17 protein-coding genes are annotated in these 20,934 nt (G+C 61.2%); 13 read left to right on the top strand and 4 right to left on the bottom strand.

Going from position 1 to position 20,934, the window contains the following annotated elements; translation table 11 throughout:
* Window positions 1-102: 102 nt before the first annotated feature.
* The 11 genes from CIW50_RS27225 to CIW50_RS27175 all read left to right on the top strand — a co-directional run bounded on the left by CIW50_RS27225 (window position 103) and on the right by CIW50_RS27175 (window position 13,780).
* Window positions 103-1,056: a Bug family tripartite tricarboxylate transporter substrate binding protein gene (locus CIW50_RS27225; protein ID WP_149534289.1), complete on the top strand. Its 954-nt coding sequence runs from the start codon at window positions 103-105 to the stop codon at window positions 1,054-1,056.
* Between the two features lie 7 nt (window positions 1,057-1,063).
* Entirely contained in the window at window positions 1,064-1,564 is a 501-nt protein-coding gene (locus tag CIW50_RS27220; protein WP_149534288.1) for a tripartite tricarboxylate transporter TctB family protein, read from the top strand.
* Between the two features lie 2 nt (window positions 1,565-1,566).
* Window positions 1,567-3,075, top strand: coding sequence for a tripartite tricarboxylate transporter permease (locus CIW50_RS27215; RefSeq protein ID WP_149534287.1), 1,509 nt, complete (start codon window positions 1,567-1,569; stop codon window positions 3,073-3,075).
* Window positions 3,076-3,123: 48 nt separating this feature from the next.
* On the top strand, window positions 3,124-4,776 hold the full coding sequence (gene pimA / locus CIW50_RS27210; RefSeq protein ID WP_149534286.1) for a dicarboxylate--CoA ligase PimA: 1,653 nt from the start codon (window positions 3,124-3,126) through the stop codon (window positions 4,774-4,776).
* A gap of 15 nt (window positions 4,777-4,791) precedes the next feature.
* Window positions 4,792-5,976, top strand: coding sequence for an acetyl-CoA C-acyltransferase (locus CIW50_RS27205; protein WP_149534285.1), 1,185 nt, complete (start codon window positions 4,792-4,794; stop codon window positions 5,974-5,976).
* A 98-nt stretch (window positions 5,977-6,074) separates the two neighbouring features.
* Window positions 6,075-8,171, top strand: coding sequence for a 3-hydroxyacyl-CoA dehydrogenase NAD-binding domain-containing protein (locus CIW50_RS27200; RefSeq protein WP_149534346.1), 2,097 nt, complete (start codon window positions 6,075-6,077; stop codon window positions 8,169-8,171).
* Between the two features lie 222 nt (window positions 8,172-8,393).
* The gene (locus CIW50_RS27195; protein WP_149534284.1) at window positions 8,394-9,476 is read left to right on the top strand and encodes an ABC transporter substrate-binding protein; all 1,083 of its coding nucleotides are present in this window, start codon (window positions 8,394-8,396) and stop codon (window positions 9,474-9,476) included.
* A gap of 68 nt (window positions 9,477-9,544) precedes the next feature.
* Window positions 9,545-10,372 carry an ABC transporter ATP-binding protein gene (locus CIW50_RS27190; RefSeq protein WP_149534283.1) on the top strand — a complete coding sequence of 276 codons (828 nt, stop codon included), beginning with the start codon at window positions 9,545-9,547 and terminating at the stop codon, window positions 10,370-10,372.
* On the top strand, window positions 10,369-11,163 hold the full coding sequence (locus tag CIW50_RS27185) for an ABC transporter permease (RefSeq protein WP_149534282.1): 795 nt from the start codon (window positions 10,369-10,371) through the stop codon (window positions 11,161-11,163). Before CIW50_RS27190 ends, CIW50_RS27185 begins: the two co-directional genes overlap by 4 nt.
* Window positions 11,164-11,271: 108 nt before the next feature.
* Window positions 11,272-12,459, top strand: a complete 1,188-nt coding sequence (pimC, locus tag CIW50_RS27180; RefSeq protein ID WP_149534281.1) for a pimeloyl-CoA dehydrogenase large subunit — start codon at window positions 11,272-11,274, stop codon at window positions 12,457-12,459.
* A 178-nt stretch (window positions 12,460-12,637) separates the two neighbouring features.
* Window positions 12,638-13,780 (top strand): acyl-CoA dehydrogenase family protein, encoded by a 1,143-nt coding sequence (locus tag CIW50_RS27175; RefSeq protein ID WP_149534280.1) that lies wholly within the window; start codon window positions 12,638-12,640, stop codon window positions 13,778-13,780.
* A gap of 53 nt (window positions 13,781-13,833) precedes the next feature.
* Here the strand turns inward: CIW50_RS27175 and CIW50_RS27170 are convergent, their stop codons facing one another.
* Window positions 13,834-14,115: a LysR substrate-binding domain-containing protein gene (locus CIW50_RS27170; protein ID WP_502707554.1), complete on the bottom strand. Its 282-nt coding sequence runs from the start codon at window positions 14,113-14,115 to the stop codon at window positions 13,834-13,836.
* A 262-nt stretch (window positions 14,116-14,377) separates the two neighbouring features.
* Between CIW50_RS27170 and CIW50_RS27165 the strand changes: the two genes are divergently transcribed.
* Entirely contained in the window at window positions 14,378-15,559 is a 1,182-nt protein-coding gene (locus tag CIW50_RS27165; RefSeq protein ID WP_172980482.1) for an acyl-CoA dehydrogenase family protein, read from the top strand.
* Window positions 15,560-15,601: 42 nt separating this feature from the next.
* On the opposite strand, the gene CIW50_RS27160 is transcribed toward CIW50_RS27165, so the two are convergent.
* The 3 genes from CIW50_RS27160 to CIW50_RS27150 all read right to left on the bottom strand — a co-directional run bounded on the left by CIW50_RS27160 (window position 15,602) and on the right by CIW50_RS27150 (window position 19,556).
* A complete protein-coding gene (locus tag CIW50_RS27160) occupies window positions 15,602-16,813 on the bottom strand; it encodes an ABC transporter substrate-binding protein (protein ID WP_149534277.1) in 1,212 nt (403 codons plus the stop codon).
* 24 nt (window positions 16,814-16,837) lie between these two features.
* Window positions 16,838-18,364, bottom strand: coding sequence for an acyl-CoA synthetase (locus CIW50_RS27155; RefSeq protein WP_502707548.1), 1,527 nt, complete (start codon window positions 18,362-18,364; stop codon window positions 16,838-16,840).
* Window positions 18,365-18,434: 70 nt separating this feature from the next.
* Window positions 18,435-19,556 carry an AraC family transcriptional regulator gene (locus CIW50_RS27150; RefSeq protein ID WP_172980481.1) on the bottom strand — a complete coding sequence of 374 codons (1,122 nt, stop codon included), beginning with the start codon at window positions 19,554-19,556 and terminating at the stop codon, window positions 18,435-18,437.
* On the opposite strand from CIW50_RS27150, the gene CIW50_RS27145 reads away from it, so the two are divergent.
* Complete coding sequence (locus tag CIW50_RS27145; protein ID WP_197738406.1) at window positions 19,555-20,658, top strand: NADPH:quinone oxidoreductase family protein; 1,104 nt, start codon at window positions 19,555-19,557, stop codon at window positions 20,656-20,658. The genes CIW50_RS27150 and CIW50_RS27145 overlap by 2 nt on opposite strands.
* The last annotated feature ends 276 nt before the right edge of the window (window positions 20,659-20,934 follow it).

Genomic DNA, 20,934 nt, shown 5'->3' with positions numbered 1-20,934 from the left:
GCGGAAGCGTCTTGCCCGGGCAGATCATGGGCTCGGAGTCCGAAGCATCGGGATGTGCCCGACCGTCGATTTCTATTTGGTCACTCGACGGGGTAGCTCACGATGCGCAGTATTGCAGGAATCGCCTTCGCTAGTTTCGCTCTCGCCAATTCGTGCGCTTTCGCAGCGGATGAGCCGTTTCCCACCAAGCCAGTGACGTTGACCGTCAATTACGGCGCCGGAGGCGGCTCGGATGCTATTGCGCGCGCGCTTGGAAGGGCGCTGGAGAAGCCGCTGAAGCAGCCGGTGACGATCGAGAATGTGGCGGGCGGCGCGGGCACGCGCGGCGTGACGGCCGTAGTGACGGCCGTGGCCGATGGGTACCAGATCGGTGTCGCGACCAACAGTCCGATGACCATTGCCGTGCACTCGGTCAAGGGGCTGTCCTGGGGAGATCCCGGCACCTATGATATCCTAGGCGGTATCGGCATCGTCTACAACGCCCTCTGCATTCAGGCCGATTCGCCGTTGCAGAAGCTGGACGACGTGGTGAACTATGCGCGCCAGAATCCCGGCAAGCTGAAGGTCGCCAGCATCGCCGGCGGCATCAATCACTACACTTGGGACGCCTTTGCCAAGAAGGCCAATATCAATATTAGATTCGTGCCCTATAGCGGCGACGCCGACGGCGTAGCCTCATTTCTCGGCAAGAACACCGAGCTCGTGGCGCTCACATGGCCGGGTCTGAAAGCGCAGGTCGAGGTCGGCAAAGCGCGGCCGCTGGCCGTGTTCGGCCCGGAGCGGATGGCGACCAATCCGAATGTTCCGACCTTCAAGGAGCTGGGTTACGACGTCGTCACCACCAGCGACTATGTCGTCTACGCACCAAAGGGAATTCCGGAGGCCAGGCGAAGCGTTCTGATCGAAGCCATCAAGCAGGCGGTGTCGGATCCCGATTTCCGGCTTGTTCTGGTGGCGCAGAACATCCAGGTCAAGTTCACCGATGGCGAGGAGATGACCCGGCAATTCACAGAGGTCTTTCGCGGCACGGCGCCGTCTGCACAGGCCGGAAAGTAGGTCGCGGATGGTCGACGCGACAGCAACTGACGTCGATGTCCCGGCAGCGGCCAAAGGATCGCGGCTGACGTCGCTGATCCTGACCGCTGCGGGCCTGGGCTATCTGTACCAATCGATGCAACTTCCGATGGGGGATCCCCTGGGGACAGGCGTCGGTGCGATCCCTGCACTAATCGCGGTTTGCTGGGTGGCATTCGGCATCTATGTCACGATCCGCAATCGCCCCGTGGCTGCGGAGCTCGGTCCGTGGCCGCGCGGCACAGCGGCGCTGCGCGTCGGTTATTCGCTTCTGCTCTGCATAGCCTTCGTAGTGACGTTGCCCTTTCTCGGCATCTTCCTGACGACGGCGGCCTTCCTGCTTCTGATGGCGCGCCTCGCCGATGCGACATGGAAGAATGCGTGCGTGGTTGCCGTGACGACGCCGATCGCGTTCTGGGTCGTGTTCGCGCTCGGCCTTAAAGTCTCGCTTCCTTACGGATCGCTGTTCACCACCATGTTCGGAGGCTGACGATGGACCTGCTCGCCCAAATGCTCGGCGGCTTCGCCGTCGCGCTTCAGCCGGTCAATATCGGCGCTGCCCTGTTGGGTGCGCTCGTCGGCACAGCCACTGGCGTTCTGCCCGGCCTCGGCGTGCTCGGTGCGATGGCCATTCTCATGCCGATCACCGTGCATTTTTCCGCGGTCACCGGTTTGATCATGCTGGCCGGCATTTATTACGGCGCCATGTATGGCGGATCGACAACGGCCATCCTCCTGCGTATTCCGGGCGAGGGAGGATCCATCGTCACCACCATCGATGGCTACGAATTCGCACGCAAGGGACGGGCAGGGGCGGCGCTGATGATCTGCGCCGTCGGCTCGTTCATCGCGGGCACGATTAGCATTATTGGGCTGAGCCTGTTCACCACCGTCCTAGCCGATGTCGCCTTGCGCTTCTCCTCGCCAGAATTCTGTTTGTTGGCGCTGCTGGGCGGCCTGACCCTGGTGCGCATCACCGGCAACGACCCGGCGCGAAATATGTTGATGCTGTTGATCGGAATGGCGCTGGCAACGATCGGTGTCGATGCCGTGGGCGGTGACACCCGTTTCACTTTCGACACCAACACTCTCGCGCTGGGCTTCGATCTTGTCCCGATCACGCTCGGCCTTTACGGGTTGAGCGAACTGTTTCATGTCGTCGCTTCTAATAATGGATTCCCTCGTGCCGATAGGGTGCGGCTGCGCGACATGATTCCGACACGGGTCGAATGGTCGCGGGCATGGCCGGCGATCGTGCGTGGCTCCGGCATCGGTTTTCTAATCGGCCTGTTACCGGGGCCAGGATCGCTGACCGCGACTTTCGCGTCCTACGGCGTTGAGAAGGCGATCGCTCGCAAATATCGCGATGAATTCGGCCGCGGGGCGGTTGAGGGATTCGCCGGGCCTGAGGCTGCCAACAATGCCGTGGCGACGTCGGCGCTGGTGCCAGTGCTGGCGCTTGGCATCCCGTTCACGCCCAATGTGGCGTTGATGCTGGGCGCGCTGATCGTTCAGGGAATCCAGCCGGGGCCGCTGCTGCTGTCGCAGCATCCGGATGTGGTGTGGGGCCTGCTGGCATCGATGTATATCGGAAACATTGCATTGCTCGCGCTGAACCTGCCGCTGGTCGGCATTTGGGTGCGCCTGCTGCGGGTACCGCAATATGCGCTGATCGGCTTCATCTTCGCGATCAGTTTCATCGGCGTCTATACGATGCGCAGCAGCTACTGGGATCTTTGCGTGCTGGTGGGATTCGGCGCGGTCGGGGCGATTCTGCGGCAGATCGGTTTCGACCTCGCGCCGCTGGTTCTTGGAATCGTAATCGGGCCCATTTTCGAGAAATCGCTACGCGAAACGCTGTTTCTAAGCGGTGGCGATCTATCCATCTTTGTCACCCGGCCGATCAGCGGGACCTTGTCCGCGCTTTGCGTCGTGGCAGTGCTGGGTCCCGCCATCATCGCCATGGTCAGGCGAAACGCCATCCGCGCAAAACACGCATAACATCGCAGCCTGTCATCAAGCTAAACGGCGCTGCGGGGAGGGAAATGGATGAAATATCCCGGCGAGAAATTCTATCCGGAAGGCGTCCGCTGGGACGAGCCAATCAAGACCGGCCTCGTGCCGGCGCTGCTGGAGCAATCGGCACGCGAATTCGCGGATCGACCGGCCATCGAATTCCGTGGCCGTCAGACCAGCTATTCTGACCTGAATGCCAAAGTCACGGAGGCGGCCGCCGCCTATCTGCGCGCTGGTCTCGGCCGCGGTACCACCGTCGGAATCTTTCTCGGCAACACGCCGGATCACCCGATCAACTTCTTCGGCGCGCTCAAGGCGGGCGCGCGTCTCGTGCATCTCAGCCCGCTTGATGGCGAGATCACGCTGAAGCACAAATTGACCGACAGCGGCACGCGGGTCGTCGTCACCAGCAATCTCGCGTCGATTTTCCCGCGCGCCCTTGCGTTTCTCGAGGCCGGGATCGTCGATCGCATAATTGTCTGCGAAGACGAAGCATGGGGCGCGGCCAAGAACGCGCTGGCCTCCTACGACCGGCGTCCGGAGATCGTCACTTTCGCGGATTTCATCAAGGAGGCGCAGTCGCCCGCGACCTGGCCGGCTCTCGATCAGGACGACGTCGCTCTGCTTCAATACACAGGCGGGACCACCGGCCTGCCCAAGGGAGCGATGCTCTCGCATCGTAATCTGACCGCCGCGGTCTCGATCCGGGAAGTGTGGACGCGCCCGTTCCGGGCCAAGCGCAGCATTGCCGAGCGGGTGATCTGTGCGCTTCCCTTGTTTCACATCTATGCCCTTACGCTCGTGCTAATGAAGCGGCTGCGCTACGGCGACCTCATTTCGCTGCATCAGCGCTTCGACCTGGACGAGATTATGCGCGACATCGAGGTCAAGCGCGCGACAGTGTTTCCGGGCGTGCCGACCATGTGGATCGCCATCACAAGCCTGCCGGATCTCGACAACCGCGATCTGTCGTCGCTGGTCTCCTGCGGCTCGGGTGGAGCGCCGCTGCCCGTCGAGGTCGCGGCGATCCTCGAGCGCAAGACCGCTCTGCGGCTGCGCAGCGGCTGGGGCATGACGGAAACCTCGTCGCCGGGCACCACGCATCCGTCGGACGGTCCGGACCGGCCCGGCTCCATCGGCTTGATGCTGCCGGGCATCGAAATCGACATCGTCGCGCATGACGACCCGCATCGCGTGCTGCCTGCCGGCGAGGTCGGTGAATTGCGCATCCGCGGGCCGAACGTGACGAAGGGTTACTGGAATCGCGACGAAGACCGTTCCGAATGGTTCCTCGGCGATCGCTTCCTGACCGGCGACATCGGCTACATGGACGCCGATGGCTGGTTCTATCTGGTCGACCGTAAGAAGGATCTCATCATATCGGGCGGCTTCAACGTGTATCCGCAACTGATCGAGCAGGCGATCTATGCGCATCCGCACGTCAAGGAGGTGCTCGTCATCGGCATTCCCGACGAATATCGCGGCGAGGCCGCAAAAGCCTATATCACGCTGCGGCCCGGCGCCGCGGGTTTCGACATCGACGAGTTGCGCGCCTTCCTCACCGGCAAGATTGGCAAGCATGAATTGCCGACGGCGCTCGATTTCATCGACGAACTGCCGCGAACCAATGTCGGCAAGCTGTCCCGGCAAGCGCTCCGCGACCAGCTCTCCTCCCATTCTGCTTAAACTGGAAGTTCTCCCATGACCGATGCCGTTATCGTTTCGACCGCGCGTACCCCGATTGGAAAGGCCTATCGCGGCGCGCTGAATAGCACCGATGGTGCCACGCTGCTGGGCGAGGCGATCAAGGCGGCGGTGACGCGCGCGCAGGTCGATCCCGGCGACATAGAGGACGTGGTCATGGGCGCCGCCATGCAGCAGGGCACCACCGGCGGCAACATCGCCCGCAAGGCCTTGCTGCGCGCAGGCTTGCCGGTTTCGGTGTCGGGCACCACGGTCGATCGCCTTTGCGCGTCGGGGCTGCAGGCCATCGCCATCGCCGCCCGCTCGGTGATCCACGATGGCGTCCAGATCGCGGTCGGCGGCGGCGGCCAGTCGATCACGCTGGTGCAGAACGAACATGCCAACACCTATCGCGCCGTCGATCCTGCATTGATGGAGATGAAGCCGGACATCTATATGCCAATGCTCGACACCGCGGAGGTGGTGGCGAAGCGTTACGCGATCTCGCGCGACCGGCAGGACGAATATTCGTTCGATAGCCAGATGCGCACCGCATCCGCGCAGACCAGTGGCAAGTTCGACGACGAGATCGTGCCGCTGACGACCACCATGTCGGTGACGAACAAGGAGACCAAGGAAACTAGCCTGAAAGGCATCACGCTGTCGCAGGACGAGGGACCGCGTCCGGATACGACGCAAGATGGCCTGACCAGGCTGAAGCCGGTGCGCGAAGGCGGCTGCATCACGGCAGGCAATGCCAGCCAGCTGTCGGACGGCGCCAGCGCTATGGTGATCATGAGCGACAGGGAAGCGGCGCGGCGGGGTCTGGAGCCGCTCGGCATTTTCCGGGGCTTCGTATCGGCAGGCTGCGAGCCGGACGAAATGGGCATCGGCCCGGTCTACGCCGTCCCGCGCCTCCTCGCGCGTCACGGCCTTGGCATCGACGACATCGATCTCTGGGAACTGAACGAGGCCTTTGCGGTCCAGGTGATTTATTGCCGCGACAAGCTCGGCATCGATCCGGCGAAGCTGAACGTGAATGGCGGCGCCATCTCCATGGGCCATCCCTATGGCATGAGCGGCGCGCGGCTGGCCGGCCATCTGTTGATCGAGGGCCGCCGCCGCAAGGCGAAATATGGCGTCGCGACCATGTGCGTGGGCGGCGGCATGGGCACCGCGGGCCTGTTCGAGATCATCCACTGACCCGCGTGCCGATAATAACGTTGCGCAGCGTTCTGCGGCTGGCAGGACCGCGGCTCGCTGCGTGCACCGAGTGATAATGCTCTGATTGGAGAATGACATTGAGCGAAGTCGTCAAGCTCGCGGTGACCGACCGCTGTGCGGTCGTTACCATCGACTCACCGCCGGTGAATGCGCTGAGCGCCGCCGTCCGCCGTGGGATCCTCGAACGGGTCGAGGCCGCAAATGTGGACGCCGCAGTGGATTGCATCGTGATCGCCTGCGCCGGACGCACATTCGTCGCCGGTGCCGACATCACCGAATTCGGAAAGCCGCCGCAGTCGCCATCCCTCAACGAGGTGATCGCGGCGATCGAGAGCTGCAGCAAGCTGGTGATCGCCGCTATCCATGGCACCGCGCTCGGCGGCGGGCTCGAACTCGCGCTGGGCTGTCACTTTCGTGTCGCCACGAACGACGCGAAACTCGGTCTTCCCGAGGTGAAGCTCGGTCTGCTGCCCGGGGCCGGCGGCACGCAGCGCCTGCCGCGCGCGGTCGGTCCGGAATTCGCCGTCAAAATGATCGTGACCGGCGAGCCAATCGGCGCCGCCGAGGCGCGCGAGCGCGGCCTGATCGACGATATCGTCGAAAGGCCGGCGGATGGCGCGATTGCTTTTGCGAAGCGCGTCGTTGCCGAGCGGCGCCCGCTGCTTCTGCTGCGCAACGACGACTCTAGGCTCGCGGACGCCCGGGCGGATCGCTCGCTGTTCACCGCCGCTGCTGCGGCAGCCACGAAGAAAGCGCGTGGAATGAATGCGCCTCTGGCTTGCGCCGAGGCGGTGAGCTGGACCCTCGACACGCCGTTCGACGACGCGTTGAAGCGGGAACGCGAGACCTTTCTAAAACTCGTGGCCGACGATCAGTCTAAGGCGCAGCGTCACGCGTTCTTTGCAGAACGTGAGGCGGTCAAGGTTCAAGGCGTGCCGGTTGGCGTGAAGCCGCGGCCGGTCGAGCGCGTCGCCATCATTGGTGCCGGCACCATGGGCGGCGGTATCGCGATGGCCTTTGCCAATGCCGGCATCCCCGTGACCCTGATCGAGACCGGAGAGGCGCAGCTGACCCGTGGCCTCGGCATGATGCAGAAGAACTGGGAAGCCACCGCGGCACGCGGTGGCATTGCCGCGGACGAGCCCGGCAAACGCATGGTTTTGATCGACGGCAAGGTCGGGCTCGAACATGTCAGAGACGCTGATCTTGTCATCGAGGCCGTGTTCGAAACCATGGCCATCAAGAAGGACGTCTTCACCGCCATTGATGCCCATGCAAAACCGGGCGCGGTGCTGGCCACCAACACGTCCTATCTCGACATCAACGAGATAGCGGCCGTCACGGGGCGGCCGCAGGATGTCCTGGGCATGCACTTCTTCTCGCCGGCCAATATCATGAAGCTCTGCGAGATCGTGCGTGCCGACAAGACGGCGGCCGATGCGCTGCTGACCGCCGCCGCGGTGGCCAAGCGCATCCGCAAGACGCCCGTCGTCGTGGGCGTCTGCCACGGCTTCGTCGGCAACCGCATGCTTGCTGTTCGCGGCCTGCAGGGCGAAGCGCTGCTTAAGAGCGGCGCGCTGCCCGAACAGGTCGACGCGGTCATCACCCGCTACGGCCTTCCCATGGGCCCGTTCGCGATGGGCGATCTCGCCGGCCTCGATATCGGCTGGCGCTCGCGGCAGGATCGCGGCATCCGCTGGGACATCGCCGATGCGATCTGCGAGGCTGGCCGCCTCGGCCAGAAGACATCCAAAGGTTACTACCGGTACGAAGCGGGATCGCGGGCGCCGATCTCCGATCCGGAGGTCGAAAAGATTATCGACGACACCTGCAGGCGTCTTGGCCTGACGCGTCGGGCGATCGGCGATCAGGAAATTCTGGAGCGCATGATCTATCCGATGATTAACGAAGGCGCGCGCATCCTCGAGGAAGATATCGCGGCGCGCCCGAGCGACATCGACGTGATCTGGCTCTACGGGTACGGATGGCCGATCCACCGCGGCGGTCCGATGTTCTATGGCGACCAGGTTGGCCTGAAGCACATCGTCGGGCGGCTCGAATTCTATGCGGACCACCTCAACGAGCCGGCTTTGAGACCGGCCGCCTTGCTCGCTCGGCTGGCGAGCGAAGGCGCGACTTTCGCATCGCTCAATGCTGCAAAGAGCGATCGCTGACGGACGCCCTCCGGATGATGACGACGCCATCTTACGCTCGGGCAGTCCGCGCTAGATGCCGCGAGGGCAGCCGCATCATGGCGAATGGTGGGCTGCACAAAAACTGATGAAATGTGAGCAAGTTTTTGTTGCTTGTAAGCGAGCGCTGAGCTTGTGTACGAGTGATTTCCCGAATAGCGTTGCGTTAGTTGTCAACCGGCTTGAGCCTGGAGTTTTAAGAACATGAATAAGCTTCTTGCTGTTTTCCTTCTGACGGTTTCCGCCTGCGGCTCGCTTTCCGGTGCCGTCTCTGCCGAACAAATCAACGTCCTGTTGCCGCAGCGCAACGCGAACGAGGCCATCGCACCGTTCATCGCTGCGAAGTATCTCGGCTATCTCGATCAGGAGGGGCTCGACGTCGCCTACATCCTGGCGGCAGGATCGAACGAGGTCGCAATTCAGGTTGCTACCGGCAACGCCCAGATCGGCTGGGCCAGTCCGGCGCAGGCCGTGATCGCGATGCAAGAAGGCGTCGCCGCGCCGCTAGACCTGCGTTATTTCTCCAGCGTTGAATATCGCAATATCTGGTCAATCTCGGTTCCGGTCGACAGCGCGATACAGTCGGTGACCGAATTGAAAGGCAAGCGTATCGGTGTGACGGCGCTTGGCAGCGCCGCCATGAATTATGGCAAGGCCTATCTTCGCGCCGCCGGGCTGAATCCGGACCGCGATGTCACCTTCATTCCGATCGGCGCCGGCGGGCAGGCGATGGCTGCCATGAAGCAAAAGGTGGTCGACGCGATCGTGTTTTGGGAGACGGCGAATATCACCTTCGGGCTCGCCGGCTCGCCGGTCAGGCAGTTGCCGATCGACGACAAGCTCGCCAAGCTTCCCGACGTTTCGCTTCTGGCGACCAATGAGACAATCAAAAAAAAGCCGAAGCTGCTCGCCGGTTTTGGCCGTGCGCTGGCCAAGGGCCTCGACTTCTGCCTCGCCAACCGAACCGCCTGCGTCCTGATGACCTGGAAAATCTATCCGGAAAGCAAGCCTGCCGAGGGCTCTGTCGAACAGAAGCTCGAGCGCGGATTGAAGATGACAACCACTTGGGACGGTTGGACCGATCTCGAGATCGGCGACAAGCGCGGCGTGTTCATCGAACCGCGCTGGCAGGATCTGAGCGATTTTCTGCTGCAGGGCGGTCAGATCGCCAAGCCGATTCCGGCGTCGCGCATGTTTACCACCGAATTGGTCGATCAAATCAACGATTATGATCGGGCAGCGATCGTGAAGCAGGCGAAGAATTTCGACCTAAAAACGCTTCAATAGCGAGCGGCACATTCGATAGCGCGGCCGCACGGGCGCGCCCACTTCACCAAAACGAACGAGACATATGCATGCTGACGTCTCCCGTCACAGAGACCGATAGGCCGGCGATTGCGAGCCGCGCGCTGATCACGATCGAAAATGTCGAAAAGAAATTCGCCACACACTCGGGCGAGGTCGTGACTGCGCTCGCGAAAGTCAATCTCGACATCAAGGAGAACGAATTTGTTTCGGTCGTCGGGCCGAGCGGATGCGGAAAGACGACGTTGCTGCGCATACTGGCCGGCCTGACCTCGGTGACGTCGGGCACGGTGAAATGCGATGGCGAAATCCTCCGCGGGCCGCGGTCCGATGTCGGCATCGTGTTTCAGCAGGCTCTGCTGTTGCCGTGGAATACCGTGCTGGACAATGTTCTGCTGTCGCCCCATCTGAAGAACGATCGGTCCGAGGCGACCAGGTGGCGTGCAGAACGCTGGCTGGATTTCATGGGGCTTGCTGATTTCGGCCGGAAATATCCGTTCGAACTGTCGGGTGGCATGCAGCAGCGCGTCGCCATCTGCCGCGCGCTGATGCGCGAGCCGAAGGTTCTTCTGATGGACGAGCCGTTCGGTGCGCTCGATGCCATGACCCGCGAGTCGCTGAATGTCGAATTGATGCGGGTCTGCTCAGAAGAGAAGAAGACCGTGCTGTTCATCACGCATAGCATTCCCGAGGCCGTGCTGCTCGGCGACCGCGTAGTGGTGATGTCGCCTCGGCCCGGCCGCATCTCGGAAATCATCGACGTCGATATCGCGCGGCCGCGCAGTCTCAAGACCATGGCTGACACGCGTTTCGGCGAGATTTGCGATCGGATCAGGACCATTTTCGGCTCGGAAGCGCCGACGGGGGCGTCACTATGAACCACAAGCTAGCGAACCAATTATCCGCGCGGATCCAGGTGATCGCCCTGGCGATCGTTCTCGTGGCTCTCTGGGAAGCCATCTGCCGCATCGGCCATGTCTCACCGCTGGTGGTGCCAGCGCCCAGCGGCGTCGCCGTCCGCCTTTACACCCTGCTGAGCGATGGGACGATGTGGCCGCATCTGCTGGTCACATTGACCGAGGTGCTGATCGGCTTCGCTGTCGGAATAGCATCCGGCCTCGTCGTTGGCGCGCTGATATCCTTGGTGCCGGTGATCGAAAAGCTGGTCTATCCCTATCTGGTCGCATTGCAGACCGTGCCGAAGGTCGCCGTCGCGCCGCTTCTAGTTATCTGGTTCGGTTACGGCCTGACCTCGAAGGTCGTGATCACCGCACTGATCTGCTTCTTCCCGATCCTAGTAAGCGTCATTTCCGGCTTTCATTCCACCGATCGTGACCAGCTCGACATGATGAAGGCCTATGGCGCGACAACATGGCAGACGCTGCTCCGCCTGAGGATTCCTTCCGCGCTGGTCCTGATCTTTGCGGGGCTCGAAATCGCGTCCGTTCTCGCGGTGATCGGCACCATCGTCGGCGAGTTCGTGGGCGCGCAGGCCGGGCTCGGTTACCTGATCATGAACTATAATTTTAATTTGGACATCACCGGCGTCTTTGCTGTCCTGATCATTTTGTCGGCGATCGGCATGATCCTGCACGGCATCACGCGTTTTGCCGGGCGTCGCTACATCTTCTGGATCCGGCGCGAGCAGCCTGCCGTGATGCCGCATTAAATTGCGGCCGCATCTCAAACCCCTAAAATCGTAGGGCGCCCTCGTGACGATGAGACGCCCGCAGCGTGGTTGCGGGCCGCGGCCCGCCGAAACCGGAGTCTTAGGTATATGGATCTCAGTTTTACGGCCGATGAAATCGCGTTTCGCGACGAAGTGCGTGAATTCTTCGAGGACAACCTCGACCCTGCGGTGCGCGCCAAGCTGATGGCGACGCGGCATGTTAGCAAGGATGAACAGGTCTCCTGGCAGCGCGTGCTGAACCGGAAGGGGTGGGGCGTGCCGCACTGGCCGGTAGAATATGGCGGTACCGGGTGGAGCGCGGCGAAGCAGTATATCTTCCTTGAGGAGCTGCAGAAACATCCGGCGCCGCCGCCATTGCCGTTCGGCGTGAACATGGTCGGTCCGGTCATCTACACTTTCGGCAATGACGCGCAGAAGAAGCACTATTTGCCGCGCATCGCGAATATGGACGACTGGTGGTGTCAGGGCTTTTCGGAGCCGGGTGCTGGCTCGGACCTCGCCTCGCTGAAGACCACGGCGAAGAGAAAGGGTGACGTCTATATCGTCAACGGTCAGAAGACCTGGACCACACTCGCGCAGCATGCCGACTGGATTTTCTGCCTGTGCCGCACCGATTCCGATGTTAGGAAGCAATTAGGCATTTCCTTCCTCCTGATCGACATGGCATCGAAAGGCGTCACCGTCCGTCCAATTCAGATGATCGATGGCGGCGCCGAGATCAATGAAGTGTTCTTCGATGACGTTCTGGTGCCCGCCGAAAACCTCGTCGGCGAGGAAAACAAGGGATGGGATTATGCCAAGTTCCTGCTCGGCCATGAGCGCGTCAATATTGCCCGCGTCGGCATATCGAAGGCACGCATCCGCCGCATCAGGGAGCTTGCGGGCAACGTGCTATCGGGCGGCAAGCCGCTGATCGAGGATCCGCAATTCCGTCAGAAACTCGCCGCCACCGAGATCGAGCTTAAGGCGTTGGAACTGACGCAGATGCGTGTCGTTGCCGCCGAAGGCAAGCATGGCAAGGGCAAGCCGGATCCGGCCTCGTCGATCCTCAAGATCAAGGGTTCGGAAATCCAGCAGACGCTGACCGAGCTCTTGCTCGAAGTCACCGGCCCGTTCGCGATGCCTTTCCTCCCGGAAGTCGATGGCACAAACGACGAGACCGACTGGGCCTCGCCGATCGCGCCGACATACTTCAATTACCGGAAGGTTTCGATCTATGGCGGCTCAAACGAGATCCAGCGTAACATCATCGCCAAGGCTGTCCTCGGCCTTTGATCATTCTTACTTCTTACCCCGAAGGAGGTCGAGGCGCGCAGCGCAGCGCTGCGGCTGCTGAGATCACATAGCCCGTCGCTCGCGGCTCCCTTCACTAGGCGCTTTGCGACGAGATGACGAAGAGCCGAGCCGGCTCATTCACGCCACGCGCACTCCGCGCGATCCGAAAGAAAACACGATGGATTTTGATCTTTCCGAGGAGCAGCGCCTCCTCAAGGACAGCATCGACGGCCTTTTGAAGTCGTCCTACGATTTCGAGGTCCGCAAAAAGTATCGCGCTGAGCCTGGTGGCTACAGCAAGGCCATGTGGGGCAAGTTTGCCGAGCAGGGCCTGCTTGGCCTGCCGTTTAGCGAGGAAGACGGCGGTTTCGGCGCCGGTCCCATCGAGACCATGGTCGTAATGGAAGCGCTCGGCCGCAATCTGGTAGTCGAACCCTATCTCGACACGGTCGTCATCGGCGGCGGTTTTCTGCGCCGCGGCTCAAGCGAGCAGCGTGCAGCACATCTGCCGAGAATTATTGAGGGCAGTAAGAGCATGGCCTTTGCCCAGCTCGAGCGCGGCTCGCGTTATGATCTCGGCGATGTGGCGACCTCTGCCAAGAAGAACGCCGCGGGCTACGTGCTCAACGGCGAGAAATTCGTGGCGGGCCATGGCGACACGGCCGATACACTCATCGTCACCGCTCGCACCGCCGGTGGTCAGCGCGATGCCAAGGGTATCGGTGTGTTTCTCGTTCCCGCCAATGCCAAAGGAGTCGATATCCGCGGATACGAGACGCAAGATGGCAGCCGCGCTGCCGATATCAAGCTCACCAATGTGGAAATCCCTGCGGATGCCGTGATCGGTGATGCCGAGAACGGCCTTCCCATCGTCGAGCAGGTCGCCGATGACGCTCGCATCGCGCTGTGCGCCGAAGCGGTCGGCGCGATGGAGGAGGCGCTCAAGATCTCGGTTGAATATATCAAGGAGCGCAAGCAGTTCGGCGTCGCAATCGGCTCGTTCCAGGCTCTGCAGCACCGCGCCGCCGATATGTTTACCGCAATGGAGACCGCACGCAGCATGTCCTATCTAGCTTCGATGGCGTCAGGCCTCACAGATCTGGACGAACGCGCAATAACGGTCGCTGCTGCCAAGGTACAGATCGGCCGCTCGGCGCGCTTTGTCGGGCAGGGCGGCGTGCAGCTGCATGGTGGCATTGGCGTTACGATGGAGTACAAGATCGGTCACTACTTCAAGCGGCTGACCATGATCGAGCAGCAGTTTGGCGATGCTGACTTTCATTTGAGCAGCGTCGCCAGGGCGGGTGGCCTAATCACATAGTTGTTCTAGCTCTGACAAGCCCGCTTTTAGCCACCGTCTGCATCGATTTTCCGTCAACCGCGAATCGTCATTGATTTGGAACGACAAGCTTCCGACGCTTCGATGAGTCGTGGTCGGAGCGGAAGGGCTAGGTCGAGCACCTTCCTCCTCCAACCAGCGTAAAGCGCTGAGGCCTGCGATCTCCTCGCCTCTGGAACGTAAGCGTAGTAGCTGCGCGTAGGAAGGGTGATGTCCGGAAACGGCGTGACGAGACGTCCTGCAACGATATCGGCTTGGACGAGAACGGTGGGCCCCATGGCTACGCCGAGGACATCCTGAGCCGCCTGCAATTGCACCAATGTATGGTCCGGTCAGCGCTGAGATGCCGTGACGCTGAACGGACATAAAGTTTGACAAGCTTTTGAACCTCATCGCTCTGCTTGCCTCTTGGTCTTCTGGAGAGGTCTGGGTCACCCCACCCTGTTCTGCAGTGCCGCGCCGGCGGATGGGCCGGGTCGCGGAGCCCGACGGCCGAGCCATGCTGATTGATCGTCAAAGTCATAAACATCTCTCGGGAGCCCAGGTAGCTTCGGGCATCAAACAATGAGGGGCGTTGCAATGGACTTCGAGCTATCCAAGGAACAACGAGATATAAAAGGCCGCGCTGCCGCGTTCGTCGAGGAGGTCTGTCGACCTCTCGAAGGTACCTGGGGTGTGGACGATTACGCCGTTCCCCACGATATCTTTATGTCGGTCGTCCGGAAATTTCGCGAATACGGATTCCGTGGGCTGGCGGTCCCGAAGGATGCGGGTGGTCAGGGGCTCGGCACCATGGCGAAATGTCTGGTCTACGAGGAGATCGTCAAATCGCCGGTCATGCACGGACTTCTGACGACCTGGTCAGGCTTCCTCGATCCTCACCCGGCGCTCTACGTCGCTCCCGAATGGCAGAAGGAGGCCTACCTCTATCCGATCCTGAAGGAAGACAAATTCTATCATATCAACATCTCCGAGCCCGGTGCGGGCTCCGACGCCGCCGGTATCGAGACGACCGCAATCCGGGACGGAGATAACTACATCATCAATGGCATCAAGCGCTGGGCGCCGCCGCCGAACCATCCGGGCATCACGCCGAAATACCTCCTTTGCTACGCGGTGACCGATCCGACCAAGGGATACGAGGGCATCAGCCTCCTTCTCGTCGATTATCCCAACCCAGGCGTTTCGGTTATTCGCGAATACGAGACGATGGCGCCGGGCACGTATCTCGGCCGGAGCTGCGACTACGAGTACAAGGATTGCGTGGTGCCCGCGAAGAACCTCCTCGGGGAGGAGGGCATGGGCTTCCGCTACATGATGGATCAGCTAAACCGCAATCGTACGGTCATCGGGGCGCGATTGACGGGCACGGCGACGTGGGCGCACGCTCAGGCCGCGAAGCGCGCCAGCGAACGCGAGACCTTCGGAAAACCGCTCGCCGACCGGCAGGCCATCCAATGGATGCTCGCGGAATCAGAGATGGATTTGGAGCAGGCGCGCTTGATGGTCTACAAGACGGCGTGGATGCTAGATAACGGGCAGGATGCCCGCAAAGAAGCAGCGATGGTCAAGTGCTTCGCGCCTGTTGCCGCCTGTCGCGTGATCGACCGCGCCATCCAAATTCACGGAGGTCTGGGGGTTCTGAAAGAAAGCAGGTTCGGGCAGCTTTACTTCCAGAGCCGCATCGCGCAGGTCGCCGAGGGCACCACGGAAATCATGAAGATGACGATCGCCCGTGAAGTCCTGAAAAAGTACCGATAAACGAAAGGGGAGATGCTTGCGAGCATCTCCCCTTCATTGAACCTACTTCTCTGCGTCGATCACCTGCCCGACGGCCATCCATTTCGCACCGTCGAACTGCATGATTTGTTCCTGGCTCATGGGTGTGTAACGGGCGGGTGTCGTATTGAGCTTGATGCCAGGGAGCATGATCGGGAGTTCAAGATCCTTGATGCTTGCCGCCTGCTTCATCAGGTTTTCGCGAGTCAGGTCGTCGCCGCACTTTTCCAACACGTGAACGAACGTCTGGGCTGTTGCGTAACCGAATACATTGTAGGTCTCGGCGGCATTAGCGTCAGGCATGTACTGCTTGAGGAACGCGAGGTAATCCCTCATCCCTTTGTCGTCCGCCCATGCCGGATCGTTCGGATCCTTTCGGAAGGCGACGGTGATGACGCCTTTGGAATTCTCCAGCCCGGCCGGGATAAGTGTGCTCGCGATCGAGCCGGCAGCATCGCTTAGCAGGTGGAGAGCTTCCCACCTGATCTCGGCCATGCGCTTGATCGCCTGCGCCGAGAACTTTGGTGTCGAGATGTTAACCAGCACGTCGGCGCCGGTCGACCTGAGCACGAGGATCTGGGAGTCGATGGTCGGTTCGGAAAGTTCGTAGCTGACCTCCTTCACGATCATCGACGACGCCTTGCCGCCCAGCCCGTCGCGGAACCCCTTGGCGTAGTCCCTGCCGAAATCGTCGTTCTGGAAGAGGACGGCCACCTTAGCGTTCGGGCGTTCCTGCAGAATGTATTTCGCGTAGATTACGCCCTTTGCATGATTGTTCGGCTGCCAGCCCATCGACCAGGGATAAGTCTCGGGCTCCGATACCCGGTTGGCGCCGGTGCCGAGGAACAGACCGGGCACCTTCTTCGCGTTCAGATACTTCTGGATGGCGAAGTTCGTCGGTGACCCGAACGTGCCCACGATGGCCAGAACTTCGTCGCTTTCGACGAGGCGCCGTGTCTGCTCGACAGCTTTCGGAGGGCTGTACCCGTCATCCAGAGAGATAAGATTGATCTTTCGTCGGTTGACGCCACCTTCCGCATTCACTTTCTGGAAATAAGCGTTCATCGAACGGCCGATTGCGGCGAAGCTTGAGGCCGGTCCGCTGTATGGCATGGTCTGACCGATCTTTATCTCGGTATCGGTGACACCGGGACCGTAGGACTTCGTCTTGGCGTCCGCGAATGCCGGCGTCGAGACGAGCGCCAGCGCGCAGGCGATTGCTGCGTGATATCTCATGGTTCCTCCCGTCTTCTGGCCGCTTTATGCGGGCTGCAGATATTTTTGCTTGAGCACGTGCTTGAACAGTTTTCCGTTGTCGTGCCGTGGCATCTCCGTCGCGAAGTCGATTGATCGGGGGCACTTCACGCTGGACAACGCCTCACGGCAGAAGGCCATTAGGGATTGGCGCACGATGTCGGACGCCTGCACCGCTTCTTTGAGCTGGACGACGGCCTTCACTTCCTCACCGAATTCCGGGTTAGGTACGCCGAACACCGCGACGTCTTGGACGTCCGGATGCATCGAAAGCCGGTTTTCGATCTCCGCGGGATAGATGTTCACGCCTCCAGAGATGATCATGTGCGATCGGCGGTCGGTCAGGTAGAGGAAGCCATCCTCGTCCAGATAGCCGACGTCGCCGATCGAGGACCAGCCTTTATCGTTGCGCGATCTTGCCGTCTTTTCCGGGTCGTTGTGATAGACGAACTGCGGGCCTTCGAAGTAGACGTCGCCGATCTCGCCATGCCCCAGCTCTCGCTGGTCTTCATCGAGAATGTGCAGCTTGCCGACGCATGCCTTGCCGACCGACCCGCGATGGCTCAGCCAAGCCTGCGTCGATATGCACGTGGCGCCGTTTCTCTCGGAGCCGGCGTAGTACTCCCATATGATCGGGCCCCACCATGCGATCATCTGCTCCTTTATGTCGGGAGGGCACGGCGCCGCCGCATGGATGGCACATTGATGCGTCGATAAATCCCAGGACGAGCGGACGTCCTGTGGAAGCGCGAGCAGTCGGAAGAACATCGTGGGGACCCATTGGCTGTGGGTCGCGCCGTACTTCTCGATAGCCTCCAGAGCCCTGTCCGCGGCGAACTTGGTCATGATGACGGCGGTGCCACCGGACTCGATCGTACGCAGTGTGAAGCGCAACGGGGCGCCGTGGTAGAGCGGAGCGGGAGATAGATAGACGGTGTTTTCGTCGAAGCCGAAGTTCTCCCGAACCCAGTCGCCCGATGCTTGCGCCTGCGTGATGTTCTGGAAGAGTGGCTGCTTGATCCCTTTCGGCCGTCCGGTCGTGCCCGAGGAGTAGAAAAAATCCTTGCCTACAGGGCCATCGGGGATCTCGATGTAGCGATCGAAACGTTTCAGTTCGGTCTCATAGTCGAGTGCGCCCGTGATCTCTCCGTGGAGTGCGAATACGGTGCAGCGCGCCGGGTTGTCCGCGAGGAGCTCCTCGACCACGTTGGCGAAACGCGCAGCGACGAAGAAGACCTTTGCGCCGCTATCCCGGACGATGTAGGTCGCCTCGGCCGGTGTAAGATGCGTGCTGACGGGCGTATAGTAGATGCCTTGCCTCCTGGCGCCCCAAACGAGCTCGAAAAAGGCGAGGTCGTTATCCAGGAGGACGGCGACGCCGTCTCCTTTGGTTAGTCCCATCCACATGAGCAGTTGGGAGACCGAGTTTGCGCGTTCGTCCAGAGCCTTATAGGTGAGCGACGCATCACCGAACGCGATACGCGTCGCTTCCTTGTGCGGGTGCAGTTCCGCCCATCTTCTGAGTGTCGGCATTTCGATCCCAAGACTTTACCCCGTCCATACGGGGGCTTCTTGGTCGCAAATATCGAGACTAGGGCCGAAGCTAGGTATGACCTTGGCCGACAAAATCGTTGGCCGCATCTTTCTGCCGCGCCTGCTCCAACGTCCGTCGGGCGGCCTGGCGGAATTCTCCAGGAGCCGTCCCCGTCCAGCGGCGAAACGCTCGGTGAAACGTACTGAGTTCGGAGAATCCGAGAGAAATTGCGATCTCCTCGAGCGGAAGTCTCGATTTTTCGAGAAGATGCATCCCAACCTCGCGACGGACGCGGTCCTTGAGGTCCTGGAAGGTGCAGTTGTCCTGCTCATGCAGGCGTCGTCTCAGCGTCTGTGGAGATAGCGCGAGCATTCCTGCGACATTCTCGAGGGTGAGCTGCTTCCCGATGTTTCGCCGCAGGACCGAGCGCACGCGCTCGGCAAGGCTGTTCTCATCGCGGTACCGAACTAGCAGCACGCTGGGCACAGACGCCAAGAAGCGCAACAACCTCTCTTCGTCGGGCATTATCGGCATGTCGAGAATCGCGGAATCGAACCGGAGCTCGCTTCTCGGCTGACTAAACAACAGCGGCGCCTTGTATACAGGCTCCAGCTCCGAGCTGTAGGGTTGCTCGGGAAAGACGTAATGCACGGTGTGGAGCGGAAGCCGCCTGCCGACGAGCCAGCACATGAGCCCGTAAACGAAGAAGATGATGGCGCCGTTCACCATCCGTCTGCGATCCGGGTCGTGGATCCGGTCGGTGACCCATAAGGATCCCTCTCTATCGTCTTCAGCGAACCGGACGGCGAAGTCATCGACGACGAGATGATAGAAATGGCATCCCGTGCGAAGCGCCTCGCGGAGCGTGCTGCATCGCACAAGGAGTCGACACATCGTCCGGAAGGTTCCGGGCTTTATCGGACGATCGCAAAGCATCCAGAACTCGTCACGGGAAACACGTGTCATCATCGCGATGAGCTGCGCGAACTGGCGCTGCGACAGGCGGGCCCCTTGTATGGGCGTCGAGCCTGGCTCGACGCCGGCGCGGCGCATGACGGAGACCGTGTCCACGCCGGCCTGACGCATTCCGCTCATGATCAGGTCCACATAGCCGGGGTCGATTACGGCGCGAGCGACGTCCGCGGACAGTTCCGGGCCTGCGTCGCTTGCTCTACTGGGGTGCACGGTCATGCTATTCGGTCTGCCAACGAATTTGGGCGGATACGTCATATCGGGCGACCATCCGCGCTGGCAGATTGCGGGCAATTCGACGAAAAGCAAGGCTGAGAGCATGCGCGCGTTAGTGAGCTATGAACCGGGCGGCCCTGACACCCTTCGGTTGGCCTCCCTGCCGGATCCCGTGCCTGCCAGTGGCCAGTTGCTCGTCTCGATCGCGGCTTGCGGTGTGAACTTCCCGGACCTGCTAATGATCCAGGACCTCTATCAGGTGAAGGCACCACGCCCATTCGCACCGGGAGCGGAAATCGCCGGAACAGTTGTAGCACTCGGGGAAGGCATTTCCGGCTTTAAGGTGGGGGACCGAGTGGCGGCGCGCTGCGGCACGGGCGGCATGGCCGAGATGATCGCGATCGATGCGGCGCGTTGCACGAAGATCCCAGATACAATGCCTTTCAGGGACGCGGCCGCTTTCCAGTTCACTTATGAGACGGCCTACTACGCACTCGTCACTCGGGGGCGTCTGAAGCAGAACGAGACCGTGCTCGTTCTGGGTGCTGCGGGCGGCGTCGGATCGGCATCCATACAGGTCGCGAAAGCGCTCGGTGCCAGGGTGGTCGCGGCTACATCTTCGGAGGAGAAGCTGGCATTCGCTTTATCGCAGGGCGCTGATCACGGTCTGGTCTATCAATTAGACAAAGAGTCTGAAGATCCGAAAAAGGAGCTTGCCCGCGCGATGAAGGTCGCGGTCGGACGCACCGGCGCAGATCTCATTATCGACCCCGTAGGTGGCTTCGCCGTGGAGCCGGCCATGCGCTGCGCGGCAGAGGGGGCTCGCTATCTGATTCTGGGGTTCACGGCCGGCATCGCCGCGATGCCCATGAATCTTCCACTGCTCAAATCGTGTGACGTTCTCGGCATCAACTGGCGGACCTTCACCTTGGAGCAACCGCTTCAAAGCGCGGCGAATCGGGCCCAACTGCTGGAGTTCTATGCGGCCAGAAAGATCGCCCCGGCAATTACCGCGACATTTGCACTGGAAGAGGGGCAGGCCGCGATCTCGGCCTTCAAGGACCGCAGCGTCCTCGGAAAGATCGTGGTGTTGATAGCCGGTTGAGCTTCTCCGCGGCGTGCACGTCCTTACACAAAATCTTCCGGATCAAGCTTGCAACTGCCCATCGCCGACCAAGCTATCCTGATCGGTCTTGGTTTGGTGTCAGCGCGACGCCGGTCCCGCTCGCAATTGAATTGACCACTCGTGGCGCAAATGTATGGACCGGCTGCTGATCGCAAGTGAGATTATGCTTAGATAGCGGAAGTCGCTGATATGTATCCGGCCTGTTGATCGGCTCGCGGGCCGTGGCCTTGATGGGGATACGCACGCGCCTTTGGC

The organism is Tardiphaga sp. P9-11 (assembly GCF_008329525.1).
Lineage (GTDB): Bacteria > Pseudomonadota > Alphaproteobacteria > Rhizobiales > Xanthobacteraceae > Tardiphaga.
This window is presented reverse-complemented; position numbering and strand designations above follow the sequence as displayed.

What these genes read in the sequence shown, in the direction of transcription:
- CIW50_RS27225 (WP_149534289.1), top strand. Translation starts at nt 103, where the DNA reads ATGCGCAGTATTGCAGGAATCGCCTTCGCTAGTTTCGCTCTCGCCAAT.
- CIW50_RS27220 (WP_149534288.1), top strand. Translation starts at nt 1,064, where the DNA reads ATGGTCGACGCGACAGCAACTGACGTCGATGTCCCGGCAGCGGCCAAA.
- CIW50_RS27215 (WP_149534287.1), top strand. Translation starts at nt 1,567, where the DNA reads ATGGACCTGCTCGCCCAAATGCTCGGCGGCTTCGCCGTCGCGCTTCAG.
- pimA (WP_149534286.1), top strand. Translation starts at nt 3,124, where the DNA reads ATGAAATATCCCGGCGAGAAATTCTATCCGGAAGGCGTCCGCTGGGAC.
- CIW50_RS27205 (WP_149534285.1), top strand. Translation starts at nt 4,792, where the DNA reads ATGACCGATGCCGTTATCGTTTCGACCGCGCGTACCCCGATTGGAAAG.
- CIW50_RS27195 (WP_149534284.1), top strand. Translation starts at nt 8,394, where the DNA reads ATGAATAAGCTTCTTGCTGTTTTCCTTCTGACGGTTTCCGCCTGCGGC.
- CIW50_RS27190 (WP_149534283.1), top strand. Translation starts at nt 9,545, where the DNA reads ATGCTGACGTCTCCCGTCACAGAGACCGATAGGCCGGCGATTGCGAGC.
- CIW50_RS27185 (WP_149534282.1), top strand. Translation starts at nt 10,369, where the DNA reads ATGAACCACAAGCTAGCGAACCAATTATCCGCGCGGATCCAGGTGATC.
- pimC (WP_149534281.1), top strand. Translation starts at nt 11,272, where the DNA reads ATGGATCTCAGTTTTACGGCCGATGAAATCGCGTTTCGCGACGAAGTG.
- CIW50_RS27175 (WP_149534280.1), top strand. Translation starts at nt 12,638, where the DNA reads ATGGATTTTGATCTTTCCGAGGAGCAGCGCCTCCTCAAGGACAGCATC.
- CIW50_RS27165 (WP_172980482.1), top strand. Translation starts at nt 14,378, where the DNA reads ATGGACTTCGAGCTATCCAAGGAACAACGAGATATAAAAGGCCGCGCT.
- CIW50_RS27160 (WP_149534277.1), bottom strand. Translation starts at nt 16,813, where the DNA reads ATGAGATATCACGCAGCAATCGCCTGCGCGCTGGCGCTCGTCTCGACG.
- CIW50_RS27155 (WP_502707548.1), bottom strand. Translation starts at nt 18,364, where the DNA reads ATGCCGACACTCAGAAGATGGGCGGAACTGCACCCGCACAAGGAAGCG.
- CIW50_RS27145 (WP_197738406.1), top strand. Translation starts at nt 19,555, where the DNA reads ATGCTATTCGGTCTGCCAACGAATTTGGGCGGATACGTCATATCGGGC.
- CIW50_RS27150 (WP_172980481.1), bottom strand. Translation starts at nt 19,556, where the DNA reads ATGACCGTGCACCCCAGTAGAGCAAGCGACGCAGGCCCGGAACTGTCC.